The 16,961-nt window shown below is 64.7% G+C and carries 14 protein-coding genes; 9 read left to right on the forward strand and 5 right to left on the reverse strand.

All coding sequences use genetic code 11. The features are described 5' to 3' along the window. The first annotated feature begins 106 nt into the window (after positions 1-106). Positions 107-1,105, forward strand: coding sequence for a dienelactone hydrolase family protein (locus B5525_RS01475; RefSeq protein WP_172899799.1), 999 nt, complete (start codon positions 107-109; stop codon positions 1,103-1,105). Between the two features lie 48 nt (positions 1,106-1,153). Here the strand turns inward: B5525_RS01475 and B5525_RS01480 are convergent, their stop codons facing one another. Genes B5525_RS01480 through B5525_RS01500 form a run of 5 tightly spaced genes read right to left on the reverse strand, consistent with a single transcriptional unit; the run spans position 1,154 to position 4,716 of the window. Further along, a complete protein-coding gene (locus B5525_RS01480; RefSeq protein ID WP_079564230.1) occupies positions 1,154-1,924 on the reverse strand; it encodes a sulfite exporter TauE/SafE family protein in 771 nt (256 codons plus the stop codon). After that, positions 1,921-3,177 (reverse strand): CCA tRNA nucleotidyltransferase, encoded by a 1,257-nt coding sequence (locus B5525_RS01485; protein WP_079564231.1) that lies wholly within the window; start codon positions 3,175-3,177, stop codon positions 1,921-1,923. The genes B5525_RS01480 and B5525_RS01485 overlap by 4 nt, the downstream gene beginning before the upstream one ends. Beyond that, entirely contained in the window at positions 3,174-3,440 is a 267-nt protein-coding gene (locus B5525_RS01490) for a DUF6111 family protein (protein ID WP_079564233.1), read from the reverse strand. Before B5525_RS01490 ends, B5525_RS01485 begins: the two co-directional genes overlap by 4 nt. After that, complete coding sequence (locus B5525_RS01495) at positions 3,437-4,096, reverse strand: CoA pyrophosphatase (RefSeq protein ID WP_425305251.1); 660 nt, start codon at positions 4,094-4,096, stop codon at positions 3,437-3,439. The genes B5525_RS01490 and B5525_RS01495 overlap by 4 nt, the downstream gene beginning before the upstream one ends. An 8-nt stretch (positions 4,097-4,104) precedes the next feature. Further along, on the reverse strand, positions 4,105-4,716 hold the full coding sequence (locus B5525_RS01500) for a DUF1285 domain-containing protein (protein ID WP_079564236.1): 612 nt from the start codon (positions 4,714-4,716) through the stop codon (positions 4,105-4,107). Between the two features lie 268 nt (positions 4,717-4,984). On the opposite strand from B5525_RS01500, the gene B5525_RS01505 reads away from it, so the two are divergent. From B5525_RS01505 to B5525_RS01540, 8 genes are all read left to right on the forward strand, one after another. Beyond that, positions 4,985-5,989: an AAA family ATPase gene (locus B5525_RS01505; protein ID WP_079572780.1), complete on the forward strand. Its 1,005-nt coding sequence runs from the start codon at positions 4,985-4,987 to the stop codon at positions 5,987-5,989. After that, the gene (locus B5525_RS01510; protein ID WP_079564238.1) at positions 5,989-6,936 is read left to right on the forward strand and encodes a DUF58 domain-containing protein; all 948 of its coding nucleotides are present in this window, start codon (positions 5,989-5,991) and stop codon (positions 6,934-6,936) included. Before B5525_RS01505 ends, B5525_RS01510 begins: the two co-directional genes overlap by 1 nt. Beyond that, complete coding sequence (locus tag B5525_RS01515) at positions 6,936-9,758, forward strand: DUF4159 domain-containing protein (RefSeq protein WP_079572782.1); 2,823 nt, start codon at positions 6,936-6,938, stop codon at positions 9,756-9,758. The genes B5525_RS01510 and B5525_RS01515 overlap by 1 nt, the downstream gene beginning before the upstream one ends. A 9-nt stretch (positions 9,759-9,767) precedes the next feature. Next, positions 9,768-11,834, forward strand: coding sequence for a hypothetical protein (locus B5525_RS01520; RefSeq protein WP_079564239.1), 2,067 nt, complete (start codon positions 9,768-9,770; stop codon positions 11,832-11,834). A 153-nt stretch (positions 11,835-11,987) separates the two neighbouring features. Next, positions 11,988-12,407, forward strand: a complete 420-nt coding sequence (locus B5525_RS01525; RefSeq protein WP_079564241.1) for a DUF2946 domain-containing protein — start codon at positions 11,988-11,990, stop codon at positions 12,405-12,407. A gap of 335 nt (positions 12,408-12,742) precedes the next feature. Next, on the forward strand, positions 12,743-15,031 hold the full coding sequence (locus B5525_RS01530) for a TonB-dependent receptor (protein ID WP_244567796.1): 2,289 nt from the start codon (positions 12,743-12,745) through the stop codon (positions 15,029-15,031). Between the two features lie 115 nt (positions 15,032-15,146). Next, entirely contained in the window at positions 15,147-15,794 is a 648-nt protein-coding gene (locus B5525_RS01535; RefSeq protein ID WP_079564244.1) for a DUF1007 family protein, read from the forward strand. 11 nt (positions 15,795-15,805) lie between these two features. Then, the gene (locus B5525_RS01540; protein ID WP_079564246.1) at positions 15,806-16,933 is read left to right on the forward strand and encodes a nickel/cobalt transporter; all 1,128 of its coding nucleotides are present in this window, start codon (positions 15,806-15,808) and stop codon (positions 16,931-16,933) included. The last annotated feature ends 28 nt before the right edge of the window (positions 16,934-16,961 follow it).

Below are 16,961 nucleotides of genomic sequence, written 5' to 3' on the forward strand. Positions count from 1 at the left end.
GGCATGCGACGAACTTCGTCCCCTTCGGCCGGCCTCGCCTTTCCCCATGGTTGCGCCGCAGACGACGCAGGAAAGTCTGACCGATTGGCAAAGCAAGGGATTTCCCATGTACCAGATGTTATGCGTCCTGCTGGCGACGATCGCCTATGGAACAGCGACGGGGCACTGCCAAGATTCTCAGGCCGGCATAACCACGGTCACCTTTCAATCTTCCACCTACAACGACATGCGCCAGCTTTTGACGCATGAGGCTCCGACCGGAACGGTAACGGTCAAGGCCAATCTCGGCTTTCCCGAACAGGCGAGGGATCGCTATCCCGCCGTGATCGTCGTTCACGGTCTCGGCGGCTATCGTGACTCCCACGAAGGCTATGTCGCGGCCGAATTGCGGAAAGTTGGCTTCGCCACATTGACCTATGACAGTTTCGCCGCGCGTGGTACCACGGGCGCGGCCTTGCAGGGTTCATCAGGCTATCTGATGCCTGGCATTGCCGACGCCTACGCCGCGCTGCGGCTGCTTTCGGGCGAGCCCCGGATTGACGCCGACCGCATTGCCATCATCGGCTTCTCCTACGGCGGTGAAGTGGCGCATCTTACAGCATTCGAGCCGCTGCGATCGGCGCTCAATCCCGGATCTGGACGGTTTGCCGCGCACGTCGCGTTCTATCCCGGCGGGAATTTTGGCGTGTTCGCCGACGCGAGCGCCTATACCGGCGCTCCGGTGTTGATGCTGCTTGCCGGGAAAGACGAAAATTTGCCGGTAACGAAGATCGAGAATTATCTGGCCTACGCGCGCGCCGCGGGGGCTCCGGCCCCGATCGAAACCGTGATCTACCCAGGCGCCTACCACGCATGGACAGCTCCCGACCTCCCGAGCGCGCGCTTCTACCCGGACCTTGTCAGCACGAAAAAATGTCCGCTGATCCTGCTCGGGCGGAAGGGGCCGGCCTTGCTCATCGACAGCGAAGCGAAGCCGTTCGACCCGGCTGCCTTCGCTGCCTGCGCCGCCGCAGCGCCCGGCTATTCGATGGGATTTGATGCGGCGGTTCGCGCCCAGTCGATCACTGACACGGTGCGGTTTCTTCAACGAAGCCTGCGACCGTAGGATCGATGGATCAATGTCCTTCTTTCGTGGCCCCCGCGAATGGAATTTCTACCCGAAGAAGGATCGCAGCGCCGACGAAATCATCACCAGGCCGCCCGCGATCACGGCGACATCGAGGATCGCGGTGTGAAAATGCACCGGCATGCGCTCGACAAAGGCCCGCGCCAGAAACGCACCCGGAAGCGCGATGGCGCCGATCAATAGCGCAAAGGCCAGCACCTGCGCGGTGACGACTCCGGCCAGCCCAAACACCGAAATCTTGATGATACTGGTCGCGACCGAGATCACGGCGTCGGTAGCGATCACGGCGGCACCCTCCAGCCCCGCCGCCATCAACAGCGACAGCAGGATGACGCCCGAGCCTGACGTGCCGCCGACCAGGGCGCCGTACCCCACCGCGCCGACACCGAGCCCGGTATCGGCGATCCGGACGTTGCGGCGGCGGGCCAGGCGTCGCAGCGGCACGCTCGCGATCAGCATGGTGCCGATCACCAGCGCCGCGCCGGCATTGCTGAGCCTGGTATAGCCGTATGCGCCGAGCGCGGTCGTCAGTGCGGCAGCCAGGATCACGATCAGCGCGCGGCGGCGGTCGGCGTGGCGCAAATACGCGGCGGCGCGGCTGAGATTGGTGAAGATCGAGGAGATCGCGATGATCGGCACCACCGGTTCGGCGCCGACCAGCGGCACCAGCACCAGCGGCATCAACGCGCCGGTGCCATAGCCGGCCAGCCCCCCGACGATGGACGCAAACAGCGCGACGCCGGCAACCAGCAGAAGCTGCAGCAGCGAGACGTCGGCGAAACCGGAGACGATATTCACAGCCGGTTATCGCGGGTGAAGCGGGTGACGGTCTGGTCGGCGATGGCGTCGAGCGCGGCTTGATCCAGCGGGAAATTCGCCGCGAGCCAGGCGTCTTCGGCCAGCGCCAGCACCTGTCCGAGCGCCGGGCCTTCGGCGATTCCGCGCGCAAGGAAGTCGGCCGCCCGAAGCGGAAATTTCGGCGCGCTCCAGCGCTCCGGCAGGCGCGCAAGCTCTCGCCACGGCGTGTGCCTGGAATTCTCCCCTGCCCGCGCCCAGGCCAGCATCAGCCGGTCGCGGTAGCGATCCGCGCCGAGCCGGTAGAGGCGCCGCCGCGCGGTCGCCTCGTCCATGCCGGCGAGCCGCCACCAGCGATGCCCCATGGAATCCAGCGCCTTGGTTTCCGCGTTGGACAGCCGCAGCCTGGTCGCGATCCGCCTTGCATCCTCGGTGACGGCAACCGCGAGCGCGCCGAGCCTTCGCACCGGATCCGGCTTCAATCCCAGCGCGCGCTCCGCCGCGACCATGGCCGCAAACGGCCCGGTATAGGCGACGCCGCCGAAAATCGGCAGCAGCAGGCCGCCGTCCGACATGGCCGTGATCGCGCCGGCAGCCCCGTCGGCGATCACCAGCTTCACCGTTTCCATCCGCACCCGTTCGGCGGAAAGGCTGGTAAGGCCCGCGCGCCCGCGGATGCAGGCGAGATAGCCGGCGCGATCGGGTTCACCGGCGCCGAAGGCGGCGTGAATGCGGAAGAACCGCAAGATGCGCAGGTAGTCCTCGGAGATACGCTGGTCGGGATCGCCGATGAAGCGCACGCGTTTGGCGGCAATATCGGCTAGTCCCCCGACGTGGTCATGAACGACACCCGAGGCGTCGACCGACAGGCCGTTGATGGTGAAGTCGCGCCGCTGCGCATCGACGATCCAGTCGCGGCCGAACGCGACCTTGGCCTTGCGGCCGAAGGTCTCGGTATCCTCACGCAGCGTGGTGATCTCGAACGGGTGCGAATCGACGACGAGCGTCACGGTGCCGTGGTCGATGCCGGTCGGCACGCTCTTGATGCCGGCCGCCTTGGCGCGGCGGATCACTTCCGTCGGCAGCGCGGTGGTCGCGATATCGATGTCGCCGATCGGGACGTGCAGCAGCGCATTGCGCACCGCGCCGCCGATCACGCGGGCTTCCTCGCCGTGGCCGTTCAACAGCGTGAGCACGCGGGCGGCCGGACCGGATCTGAGCCAGGGCGCGTCGTCTAGCCCCCGCGCATCGGTCATTTTTCAGCTCCGGGAACGAATTTGCCGTTCTCGTCGATATGCGCGGGAATGTAGGTCGAATGCGGCGATGCGCCGGAAAATTGCGCCAGCAGCACGAGACTGACGATCACCAGCAGCAGCGAACCCAGCACCAGCTTGGCGATGATGTGCAGCGGCCACGAGCCCGGCAGCAACAGGCCGGAACGGGTCGCGAGCAGAAACAGCACATACACCGCGAACGGGATCAGGAAGATCAGGATCTCGGTGACGGCCGGACGGATCATGTCAGGCAAATCCGTTCGTACAGCACGCGGAGAATTCCGGCGGTCGCGCCCCAGATATAACGTTCGGCGAACGGCATGGCGTAATAGGAGCGCTCCATGCCGCGAAATTCCTTACTGTGGACCTGGTGGTTGGCCGGGTCCATCAGGAATGCGAGCGGCACCTCGAACGCATCCTCGACCTCGGCCTTGTTGATCTGCAGCGTAAAGCCCGGCCGCACCCGCGCCACCGTCGGCAGGATGCGAAATCCGAAACCGGTTCCGTAGAGATCGAGATAGCCGATCGGATCGACGAAGTCGCGGGATAGCCCGATCTCTTCCTCGGCCTCGCGCAGCGCGGCGTCGAGCGGCGTGGCGTCGGTCGCATCGATCTTGCCGCCCGGAAAGGAAATCTGGCCGGCGTGATCGTTGAGGTGGGCGGCGCGCTGCGTCAACAGCACGGTCGGCTGCGGGTGGTCCACTACCGGGATCAATACCGCGGCCGGCCGAACCGGCTGTTCGCGGGCGACGATCTCCAGCATGCGATCGGTGCCGTGATCGCCGCTCCTGGGGATGATATTGGGGTCGACCAGGCCGGGGGGCACCTCGAAACCGAGGCGCGCACGGCTCCGTTCGAAGAACTCCCTTGAGCTGACGGCAGCCGGACCCGTCTTCAGCATCGGCTCGTTCAAAGCGCGCCCCTCACCACGTCCGCATCCGCCATCGCGAAAAATTCGCCGCCGGATGCCACGCCGAACATCGGATGACCATCGACCACCCGCTCCTCGCCCATGTCAACCAGATCGTAGTAGAGTGCGCGGGTGACTTTGGCCCAAAGGTCGGCACGGACGTGAAGATAGGGCGTCAGGCCGCCGTCGGCGGCCGCCTCGAAGCGCAGCCGGTGGGCGGAATCGCAAGCCACCCAGTCGTCGACATTGGTGCGGAAACGCAATAGCCGTCCCCTTCCGTCGCTCTCCCTGACCATCTCGACCGCGAGAAACGGCGCGTCGTCGACGCGGATGCCGACCTTCTCCACCGGTGTCACGAGAAAGTGCTTGCCGTCCTCGCGCTTGAGGATGGTCGAGAACAGGCGGACCAGCGCCAGTCGCCCGATTGGCGTCCCCATGTAGAACCACGTACCATCACCGGCGATTCGCATGTCGAGATCGCCGCAGAACGGCGGATTCCATAAATGCACGGGCGGCAGGCCTTTTCCCGCTGAGTCGGTGGTCGCAGCGTCTTTTGCAGCAGCCGTCAGCCCTTCAAGACCTTGATTGGTGCTCTGCCCTTGCTTCGCCATTGTTTGACCTGAGTCTGATCGCTTGGATTTGGCACGATTGGTGCAAGCGTGACGACGTGCGCCCTCAACGGGTTCCGCCCGTAAAAGCCCGGATCAGGTCGCCATATCGTGATGCCGTTCATACCCCGAAAACCCGATATTGTGGGGATAGTTTAATTCAACAAATACATGGCCTTCGCATAAGTTTAGCATGGGGTTCATGGCATGACGATGCAAGCGGCGGTCGCGCCAAGGCATCGTTTGCAAGCATCGTTTGAAGGAGAAGCAGATGGCTGGCGCAGACAGTGTCGAGAAACTCGAGGACGTCATCGTCCGTTCGGCCGAGCAGGTCGCCGAACAAATCCGCGCCGCGAAAGATGCGATCTCCACCGTTATTTTCGGCCAGGACCGGGTGATCGAAAATACCCTGGTGACGATCCTGTCCGGCGGTCATGCGCTCTTGATCGGCGTGCCCGGCCTTGCCAAGACCAAGCTGGTCGAAACGCTCGGCACCACACTCGGGCTGGACGCCAAGCGCATCCAGTTCACGCCCGACCTGATGCCTTCGGATATTCTGGGCGCCGAGGTGCTGGACGAGAGCAACACCGGCAAGCGGTCGTTTCGCTTCATCGCGGGTCCAGTGTTCGCGCAACTCCTGATGGCCGACGAAATCAACCGCGCCAGCCCGCGCACCCAGTCGGCGCTGCTGCAGGCCATGCAGGAACAGCACATCACGGTTGCAGGCGCGCGCCACGATCTGCCCAAGCCGTTCCATGTGCTGGCGACGCAAAATCCGCTGGAACAGGAAGGCACCTACCCGCTGCCGGAAGCGCAGCTCGACCGCTTCCTGATGGAGATCGACGTCGATTATCCCGATCGCGACGCCGAGCGGCGCATCCTGTTCGAAACCACCGGCGCCGAAGAGACGCTGGCCAAGGTGTCGATGAACGCCGAGATCCTGATCACCGCGCAACGGCTGGTGCGGCGGCTGCCGGTCGGCGATTCCGTGGTCGAGGCGATCCTGTCGCTGGTGCGCTCGGCGCGTCCGGGTCCCGAGGGCGGCGAGGCCGGCAAGCTGATCGCCTGGGGACCGGGTCCGCGCGCCAGCCAGTCCCTGATGCTCGCGGTCCGCGCCCGCGCATTGCTCGACGGCCGGCTCGCGCCGTCGATCGACGACGTGCTCGATCTCGCCGAGCCCGTGCTCAAGCACCGCATGGCGCTGACATTCTCGGCGCGCGCCGAAGGCCGCACCATTCCCGACGTGATCAAACAATTGAAGACGCGGATTGGTTGATGGCCGCAGAGACCACGCACGCAGCAGATGGGGAGATTCTGGCGATCCGACGTGCCGATGGCGAAAGCCGAACGCTCGCCGCGACGCTGCCGCGCCTGGTGCTTGAAGCCCGCCGCATTGCCGCCAATGTCATTCACGGCCTGCACGGACGGCGCCGCGCCGGCGCCGGCGAAAGTTTCTGGCAATACCGCCGCTTCGTGTCCGGCGAGCCGTCGCAGAATGTCGACTGGCGCCGCTCGGCGCGCGACGACCATCTCTATGTCCGAGAACAGGAATGGGAAGCCGCCCACACCGTGTGGCTGTGGCCGGACCGCTCGCCCTCGATGGCGTTCGCGTCCAGACAGGCGCGCGACAGCAAGCTGGAACGCGCGCTGATCGTGACCTTTGCGCTCGCCGAGCTGCTGGTCGCCGGCGGCGAACGCGTGGGCATCCCGGGCCTGATGAATCCGACCGCGAGCCGCGCCGTGATCGACAAGATGGCGCAGGCGATGCTGCACGACGATGCGGCGCGCCTCAGCCTGCCGCCGTCCTTCGTGCCGTCGGCGCTGGCCGAAATCGTGGTGCTGTCGGACTTCTGGTCGCCGATGCCGGAGATCAGAGCCATGCTGACCGGCCTGTCGGCCTCCGGCGCGCACGGCACGCTGGTGCAGGTTGTGGACCCCGCCGAGGAAAGCTTTCCCTATTCGGGCCGGATCGAATTCGTCGAGCCGGAAGGCGGCGGCGAGATCACCGCGGGCCGCGCTGAAAAATGGGTCGGCGATTACGTCGCCCGCGTCGCGGCCCATCGCGATGAAATCCGCCACGACACCAACAAGCTCGATTGGCTGTTCTCGACCCATACCACCAGCCGCTCGGCGGCCGAGCTCTTATTGTTCCTGCATTCTGGCATGATGGTGAACAAGGGCAGCGTGCGCACCGCAACCGTCAAAGCGGGGCGAACCGCATGATCGCAGGCCTGCCGCTGTCATTTGCCGAACCGTTCCTTTTGCTGGGCCTGCTGAGCCTGCCGATGCTGTGGTGGCTGTTGCGGGTGATGCCGCCGCGGCCGCGCCGCGTCGAGTTCCCGCCGACGCGGTTGTTGTTCGACATCGCGCCGAAGGAGGAAACCCCATCCCGGACGCCGTGGTGGCTGACCGCCTTGCGGCTGCTGGCGGCGGCGCTGGTGATCCTGGCCGCCGCGGGCCCGATCTGGAATCCGCGCAATGGAGCTGCCGCCGGCAGCCGGGCACCGCTTGTGATCCTGCTCGATGACGGCTGGAGTGCTGCCTCGAGCTGGGACGCCAGGATCAAGGCCGCCGACGAACTGATCGCGGACGCCGACAACGACCGCCGCGGCGTGGCGCTGGTGCCATTGTCCGAGCCCGCCCGCGACATCACGATCATGCCCGGCGGCACCGCGCGGGTGGCGCTGCGCCAGCTTGCGCCCAAACCCTATTCGATCGAACGGGTTGAAACTCTCCCGGCCATCGAACGTTTCCTGAAAGCAACCGGCGATTGCGAAATCGCCTGGCTGTCGGATGGTGTAGATACCGGGCGCGGGCCGGAGTTTCTCGAAGGCTTGAGCAAGACCATCGGGGATCGCGCGTTGACGATTTATGAAGGCGGCACGCCAGCGCCGCTGGCTTTGGCCGCCGCCGAGAACGCCGCTGCGAAGATGACCGTGAAGGTGCTGCGCACCCGCGGCGGCGTCGAGGCGGGCCTGGTGCGCGCGCTCGACCAGAAGGGCTCGCCGATCGGCGAGACGCGCTTCACCTTTGCGCCGCAGGATCGCGAGACCGAGGCCGCGTTCGATCTTCCGGTCGAGCTGCGCAATGACATCGCGCGGCTTGAAATCGGCGGCGAACGATCCGCCGGCGCGGTGCAGCTGTTGGACAAGCGCTGGCGCCGGCGCGCCATCGGCGTGGTCAGCGGGTCGTCCAGCGATACCGCGCAGCCGCTATTGGCATCGACGTTCTACCTGACCCGCGCGCTGGGGCCGTTCGCCGATGTCCGGCTCGGCGACAAGGGGGCGCCGCAACAGGTGATCACGCAATTCCTCGACCAGAAGCTGCCGATGATCATCCTAGCCGACGTCGGAACGCTGTCGCCCGAAATCCGCGAGCGCCTTGCGGCGTGGATCGAGCAAGGCGGCGTGCTGGTGCGCTTCGCGGGACCTCGCCTAGCGCAGGCCGATGACGATTTGGTACCGGTCAAACTGCGCCGCGGCGGCCGCAGCCTCGGCGGCAGCCTGACCTGGGAAAAGCCGCAGCATCTCGCCGCCTTCACCGCCGACGAACCGTTCGCAGGTCTCGCGGTGCCGAAGGACGTCACCGTCAACCGGCAGGTGCTCGCCGAACCGGATGCGATCCTGGCGACGAAGAGCTGGGCCTCGCTGGAGGACGGCACTCCGCTGGTGACCGGCGAGCATCGCGGCAAGGGCGTCGTGACCCTATTCCATGTCAGCGCCGACATGCGCTGGTCCGACCTGCCGATGTCCGGCACCTTCGTCGAGATGCTGCGGCGGATCGTCGACATGTCCGGCTATACGTCCAATCCGGGCGCGGGCGTCGCCGGCGAGACCGCCGCCGATACAGTGGCGCCGCTGCACATCCTCGACGGCTTCGGCGCGTTCGGGCCGCCGCCCTCGACCGCCAAGCCACTGTCCGCCGACTACCGCGACCGCGCGACGGTCGAGCACCCGCCGGGCTTCTACGGCCCGGCCGAAGGTCCGCTCGCGGTGAATACGCTGGCGGCCGCCGACCGCATCGCGCCGCTCGACACATCGTCCTTGCGCGCGCGCCACGCCAGCTACACCAACGCCGAACCGCGCGACCTGCGCGGCATGCTGCTGTCGGCGGCGCTGGCGTTGTTCCTGATCGACGCCGTCATCGTCGCCATGCTCGGCGCCGGGATCGCGGCGCTGCTGCGGCGGCGCGCGGCGCCGGCCGCATTGGCGGTTGCGATCATGGGCGCGGCGATGCTGGCCGCGACATTGATCGTTCCCGGGCCGGCGCGCGCCGACTCCAGCGACGATTTCGCCATCAAGGCGACTTCGCAAACCCGGCTCGCTTATGTCGTCACCGGCAATGCCGACGTCGATTCCATCGTCAAGGCCGGCATGGCCGGGCTGACCCTGTTCCTCGCGCAGCGCACGGCGCTGGAAGCCGGCGACCCCGTCGGCATCGATCCCGCGCATGACGAGCTGGCGTTCTTCCCGCTGATCTACTGGCCCATCGTGCCGGGCGCGGCGAAGCCGCCGCAGGACGCCATCAACCGGATCGACGCCTACATGAAGCAGGGCGGCACCGTCTTGTTCGACACCCGCGACGCCGTCGAGGCGCCGCCGGGAGAGAATGGCGCTGCGCAGACGCCGGGCATGCTTGCGCTGCGCAATATCCTCGCCTCGCTCGACGTGCCCGAACTCGAGCCGGTACCGCGCGAACATGTGCTGACCAAGACATTCTATCTGCTGCGCGACTTCCCCGGCCGCTTCAACACCGGCCAGACCTGGGTCGAGGCGTTGCCGCGCGGCGACGACGACGAGGATGCCTCGCGCCCGGCGCGCGGCGGCGACGGCGTGTCGCCGATCATCATCACTTCCAACGATCTGGCCGGCGCCTGGGCGATCCGTCCCGACGGCCAGCCGATGCTGCCGCTGACGCCGGGCGAACCGCGGCAACGTGAATTCGCCTTCCGATCCGGCGTCAACATCGTGATGTACACGCTGACCGGAAACTACAAGGCAGACCAGGTGCACGCGCCCGCGCTGATCGAACGGCTCGGGCAGTAAGGCCGCCATATGCAATACGGTATCGCGTTTACCCCGCTCGTTCCCACGCTGGTGCTTTGGCTGGCGCTCGCGGCCATTGCCGTGATCGCCGCCCTGCTGCTGATCGGGCGGCCGCGCGGTGCTGCGATCCGCGTCGCCGCACTGGCGCTGATCCTGCTGGCGCTGGCCAATCCGTCGTTCACCCGCGAGGACCGGGAACCGCTGTCGTCGGTGGCGGCCGTGGTGATCGACAAGAGCCCCAGCCAGAATTTCGGCAACCGCACCGAGGAAACCGAACAGGCCAAGGTTGCGCTGGTCGACAGCCTCAAGAAGATCAAAGGCCTTGAAGTGCGGGTGGTCGAGGCGGGACAGGCCGACGGCGAAACCGACGGCACCAAACTGTTCGGCGCGCTGTCGTCGGCGCTGTCGGACGTTCCGATCGATCGCGTCGCCGGCGCTTTCCTGATCACCGACGGGCGGGTGCACGACATTCCGCCGAACACCACCGCGCTCGGATTCCAGGCCCCAGTGCATGCGCTGATCACCGGGCGCAAGGACGAACGCGACCGCCGCATCGCGATATCGGCAGCCCCCCGTTTCGGCATCGTCGGACAGCCGCAGACCATCACCTACCGGCTCGACGACCAGGGCGTCACCGGCGATCGCGCCAAGGTGGTGGTGCGCCGCGACGGCGAAGTGATCAACGAACGCACCGTGCTGAGTGGCCAGACCGTCAGCGTCGACGTCGACATCAAGCATGCCGGGCCGAACATCGTCGAGATCGAGGCGTCGCCGCTCGAAAACGAGCTGACGCCGGTCAACAACCGCGCGGTGGTCGCGATCGACGGCGTGCGCGATAAATTGCGGGTGCTTTTGGTCTCTGGTGAACCGCATTCCGGCGAACGCACCTGGCGCAACCTGCTGAAATCCGACGCCAGCGTCGATCTCGTGCATTTCACGATTCTGCGTCCGCCGGAAAAGCAGGACGGTACGCCGATCAACGAATTGTCGCTGATCGCGTTTCCGACCCGCGAATTGTTTCAGCAGAAGATCAACGAATTCCAGCTGATCATCTTCGACCGCTACGCCCGCCAGGGCGTGCTGCCGATCGCCTATTTCGACAATATCGCGCGCTACGTTCGCGCCGGCGGCGCGGTGCTGGTCTCGGCGGGTCCCGACTACGCCTCGACCACCAGCATCTGGCGCACGCCGCTGGATTCGGTGCTGCCGGCGGAGCCGGTCGGCGTCACCGAGAAACCCTATTACGCGCATCTGAGCGACGCCGGAAAGCGCCATCCGGTAACGCGCGGCCTCGAAGGCTCCGCCTCCGAGCCGCCGCACTGGAGCCGCTTCTTCCGCACCGTCGATACCCGCAACGCAACCACAGCGCCGCTGATGACCGGCGCCGACGGCAAACCGTTATTGTTGCTGTCGCGTTATGGCGAAGGCCGTGTCGCCTTGCTGTTGTCGGACCATATCTGGCTATGGGCACGCGGCTATGAAGGCGGCGGCCCGCATCTCGATTTGTTGCGGCGGATGTCGCACTGGCTGATGAAGCAGCCGGATCTCGACGAGGAAGCGCTGCGCCTGCAGGTCCAGGGCCACGATCTGGTGGTGCTGCGCCAGACCATGGCCGACAGCGTCGCGCCGGTGACGGTCACCTCGCCCACCGGAGCCACGCGCCAGATGACGCTGAGCGAAAGCGAGCCGGGAACGTGGCGCTCGACGCTCCCCGCCAACGAACTCGGCCTGTGGCAGGCAACCGACGGTACGCTGAAAGCGCTGATCAATGTCGGGCCGACCAACCCGAAGGAGTTTTCGGAAGTCACTTCCACGACCGACATGCTCAAGCCGCTGGCGCAAGCCACCGGCGGCGACGCCCGGCGCGTCGTCGATGGCTCCAGCATCGATCTTCCGCGCATCGTACCGGTGCGCGCATCCAGCAGCGTGTTCCGCGGCGACGGCTGGATGGGCGTGCGGATGCGCGATGCCAGCGTCGTCAAGGGCGTCGGCGTGCTGCCTCTGTTCGCCGGGCTGATCGGTCTATTGCTGCTGCTCGGCGGTTTTGCGGCCACCTGGCTGCGCGAGGGACGCTGAGCGAACATCTCATCGCGCCTCGCGTTGCATGAATCACACGGAGCCTGCGATTTTTCACGACTACGGTTGACACCCGCCGATCCCTGCGATGTTATATTGTAACGTTGGATCGGCCGAGACGTCTCGGGCTTTCGACGCGGGGTGCCTGCAGGCATGAAGTGGTTCCGATCGAAGATCAAATATGGCTCGCGGCTCGCGCTGTTTGCGCTTGCTGTGCAGTTCGTATTTTCGTTCGGACATTTCCATGGCGTCACCGCGCAGGCCGCAGCCGCGGTCATATCCGTCGCTGCCCAGACCGGCGCTTATGACACTGACGGCCTGCCCGCCGCCGACGCCGTTGATCGGTCCGCCCGGCCGCAGCCGGCGTCCAATCACGACCCGGACCAGCAGCCGAGCGATACCTGCGCGATCTGCGCCGTCATGGCGATGGCGAACAATCTGCTGTTCGCGACGCCGCCGCTGTTGCTGCTGCCGCAGGCGGTCGAATTTCTGTACCAGACCACCGACGCGGAATTTGTCCATCTGAATTCGGTCCGCGTCGCCTTTCAGCCTCGCGCGCCCCCTGTCTCCTGACGTCGTTCGATGAACGCCTGACGATCGCTTCGCCGTGCGCGAGTGATCGACGGGCTCCTTGGAATCGGCCCGTTATATGACGACGGCAGGCACCATCCGAATTCGTCCACTACGACGAATTCGACTGTGGCTTTATCAGGATCGGGACAATGGCGCTCCTTACAAGAAGTACACTCCTCCTCTCCAGTTCAGCGTCACTGCTGCTTGGGCTGGGCAGCCCGGCGCTATCGCAGACGCCCGCTGCTCCGGGAGATAGCAATACTAGGCTTCCCAACATCGTGGTCGAAGCGCCAAAGCAAGTAGCCGGCACACCGAAGCAGAGGCCGAAGCCGCATGTGGCTAGCCGGCGCGCAGCGTCCCGGCCAACAGCGCAGCCGACACCGACACCCGTTTCGCCAGCCGAACAGCTTGCCGCAAAGAGCAGCGTCTTCGATCAGGCGCGCAACAATCTCTATACAACCATCGGCACGACCTCCGACACGATCAGCCACCAGACCATCCAGGATCTCCCCCAAGGCGACAATCAATCAGTCGAGAAAGTGCTGCTGCAGGCTCCCGGCGTCTCGCAGGATTCCGCCGCCAGCGGCTCGCTGCATGTCCGCAACGACCACGCCAACGTCCAGTTCCGCATCAACGGGGTAATGCTGCCCGACGGGCTCAGCGGCTTCGGCAGCATTTTCGACACCAGCTTTGTCGGCACCATGGCCCTGGTCGTCGGCGCCCTGCCTGCCGAATTCGGGCAGCGCACGGTCGGTCTCGTCGACATCACGACTCGCACCGATCTTTTCAACAACAGCGGTACCGTCAGCACGTATGGCGGCAGTCATGGAACCATTACGCCAAGCATCGAGTATGGCGGCACCTTCGGCGGCAACTGTGCCGCGACGCCCGCGACTACGCCGGGCTACGTCAAGGCGCCGGCGGCTGCCGCGGATTGCTTCCCCGGCGTCCAGTACTACTTCACCGGCCGCTATCTGCAGAACACAGTGGGGATCGAAAATCCGACGCCTGCGTACAATGCGATCCACGATTTCTCCCAGCAGGAGCGGGGCTTTGCCTACATGTCCGCGTTCATCGACCCGACCACCCGGGTCAGCCTGATCGCCGGCACCTCGAACAACAACTTTCAGATTCCCAATGTTCCCGGTGCGCCGATTGGACAAAACGGCTTTGTCACCAATGCATTCGGCGTCACCAGTTTCGATTCAGCGCTCCTCAACGAAAACCAATGGGAGCTCACTCACTTCGGCGTATTGTCGGTGCAGAAATCCGTGGATGGCTTCGACGGGCAGTTGTCCTATTTCACGCGCTACAACAATTTGCACTTCTTGCCGGACCCGGTCGGCGATCTGTTGCTGAACGGCATCGCCTCGACCGTGACCCGCACCTCCTACACGAACGGCATTCAGGGCGACGGCTCGTATCAGGTCAATTCGGCCAACACGATCCGCGCCGGCTTCTCGGTCAGCGGCGAGCAGGTATTCGTCGGCAATACGTCGCTGGTCGAGCCCTGCATGATCTGCGACGGCACCGACAATGGGCAGCCGTTCCCGATCACTGACAATGTCTCGAAACTGGGCGTGCTGATGGGGGTCTATGCGCAGGACGAGTGGAAGCTCACCAATCAGTTCACGATCAATGCCGGCTTGCGCTTCGATCAGATGGAGCAGTTTGTCAGTGCCAACCAGCTCAGCCCGCGGTTCAGCGCCACCTACAAGCCCTTCGAGAATACCACGTTCCATGCCGGCTATGCGCGCTACTTCACGCCGCCGGTGCTGGTAGAGGCGGCTCCTGCCAACATCGCCTTGTTCAACAATACGACCGGAGCGGCGTCGGCCGGCGCGACCAACGACCCGGTCCTGCCTGAGCGCTCCAATTATTACGATGTGGGCGTCGATCAAAAGATCCCGCTCGGATGCACCTCTTCGTCGCCGAAGGACTGCTCCAGCCTCGAACTCGGCGTCGATGCCTATTACAAGACCGCAAAGGACCTGATCGACAACGGCCAATTCGGACAGGCCCTGGTGCTAAGTGCTTTCAACTACGAAAAAGGCTGGAACGAAGGCATCGAATTCCATGCCAAATTCAATAGTCCCTACCTCCAGGCCTACGGCAACGTCGCCGTGGCGCAGCAGCGGGCGATCAACCCTGTTTCGAACCAGTTTCTGTTCGACAACACCGTGCCGCTCGACGATCTCGGCGGCTTGACCCGGCTTCAGTATGCCCAGACGCACTTCATCTATACGGATCACAACCAGTTCGTTACCGCCTCGGCGGGTGCCGTTTACCAGTTCTGCGGCCGGCCCGCGACGGTCAGCGAAACGTTCGGCAGTGGCGGGCTATGGTGGTGCGGCACAAAACTCAGCGCCGACATGATCTATGGCAGCGGCCTGCGCAATGGGGACGCCAACATCGGCACTGTGCCGGCCTATACGCAGGTAAATGCCGGCATCAAGCGCGAATTCTTTCTGCCCAACGATCCCATGCCGATGACGGTTCGTTTCGACGTCGTCAACGTGTTTGACAAGATCTACGAGATCAGGGAGGCAGGCGGCATCGGCGTGTTCGCGTCACAGTTCGGCCCGCGCCGCGGCTTCTTCCTCGGCGTCTCGAAGAAGATATGAATACCGAGCGTATCTCTCGCGACCGGGCCGGCCAATTGGCCGAAGTACGAACGTGGCACTTTTTCGAGCGAGATATCTGTGATGATGGATCGCGTCCGAACGCCAAGTTTCCTCCGTGACCCGGTCAGTACGATTTCTGGCGGATGTGTTAGCCGCCGTTGTGGGGCTGGCTATTTGCCTAAGCCCGGCCATTGCCCATCCGCACGTATGGGTCACGGCCGCGAGCGAACTGATCTATGGACCTAACGGCTCGGTGACGGCGATCCGGCACGCCTGGACATTCGATGACATGTTCTCGACCTATGCGCTGCAGGGCATCGTTACCAAAAAGAAGGGAGTCTACACGCGGGAAGAACTGGCGCCGCTGGCGCAGACCAACGTGGACTCCCTGAAGGAATACGGCTTCTTCACGTACGCCAAGGTCGACGGCAAGAAACAACCTTTTTTGCCCCCGACCGATTACTTTCTCGAATACAAGGATGCTGCTCTGGTGCTCCACTTCACCCTCCCGTTCAAGACTCCGATCCAGACCAGGGAGCTTGTCGTGGAGATATTCGACCCGAGCTATTTCGTGGACTTTGCGCTGCAGAAGCAAAACCCGATTCGCCTTGTCGGGGCGCCGGCTGCTTGCACGATGGCGATCGAACTTCCGAACGATGGATCTGCCGGTGCCCAGAAATTGGGTGAGGCCAATTTTCTGAACGGAAACAACAGTAATTACGGCGCAATGTTCGCGAACAAGATTACCATTGATTGTCCTTGAGGATCACGCGCATGAAATCAAGCCGACGGACCGCGTTGAATTGTCTTGCGATCATGGCGATCGCGATCGTCGCCGATGGCGTTCTGCACAGCGCGCTGGCGCAAAATCCGTTCGGCGGTCCCCCTGCGGCGCCCGACGCGCAGGTCGGCGGGATCGTCGGCTGGCTGCTGACGAAACAATCGGAATTCTATCGCGAAATGTCCTCGACCATTCGCGCCGCCAAAGCGGACGGCAGCGCGGTGTGGACCCTGCTCGCGATTTCGTTTGCCTACGGCATCTTCCACGCGGCCGGCCCTGGCCACGGCAAGGCCGTCATCTCGTCCTACCTGGTTGCCAATGAGGAGACGGCGCGGCGGGGCATCGTGCTGTCGTTCGTGTCGGCATTGATGCAATCGCTGATCGCGGTGTTGATCGTCGGGATCGGTGCCTGGCTGCTCAATGTCACCGCGAAAACCATGTGCGGCGCCGAGCGTGTCATCGAGATCGCCAGCTACACGCTGATCGCGGCATTCGGCGTCCGGCTGGTCTGGAGCAAGGGCGGCGGCTTCATCCGGGCGCTGCGCTCAACTTACAGCGGATCCGGACCACTGCTTGCGCCGGCGCTGGCGCACGCGGCAGCGCTTCACCATGGTCATGGACATCACTCGCACGATCATGGTGATCACGGACATCACCATCACGACCATGCCCCGGCACGGGCCATAGGGCATGCGCATGCGGAGCATGACGACCCCGGCCACGTCCACGACGAACATTGCGGACATTCCCATGGTCCGGAGCCCGCGCAGCTTTCCGGTCCTGGCGGCTGGCGGCGGGGTTTCGGCGCGGTTTTAACCGTCGGCATCCGGCCATGTTCCGGCGCCATTCTCGTCCTGGTGTTCGCGCTGGCGCAGGGACTGTTCTGGGCCGGCGTCGCTGCGACCTTCGTGATGGGGCTTGGCACCGCGATCACGGTCGCAACCATTGCCGTGATTGCGGTCTCCGCCAAGGGACTGGCACAGCGGATGACCGCCGGCCGCGACGGCGCCGGCGCATTGGTCATGCGCGGCATCGAGTTCGGAGCCGCCGGGCTGGTGCTGCTGTTTGGTGTGGGATTGCTGCTGGGCTACATCGCCGCCGAGCGAGTGACCTGCTTCTAGAGCGTTTTCAAGCGAAGTGGAAACCGGT

The sequence above is a fragment of the Bradyrhizobium erythrophlei genome, assembly GCF_900129505.1.
In the GTDB taxonomy this organism is placed as follows: domain Bacteria; phylum Pseudomonadota; class Alphaproteobacteria; order Rhizobiales; family Xanthobacteraceae; genus Bradyrhizobium; species Bradyrhizobium erythrophlei_D.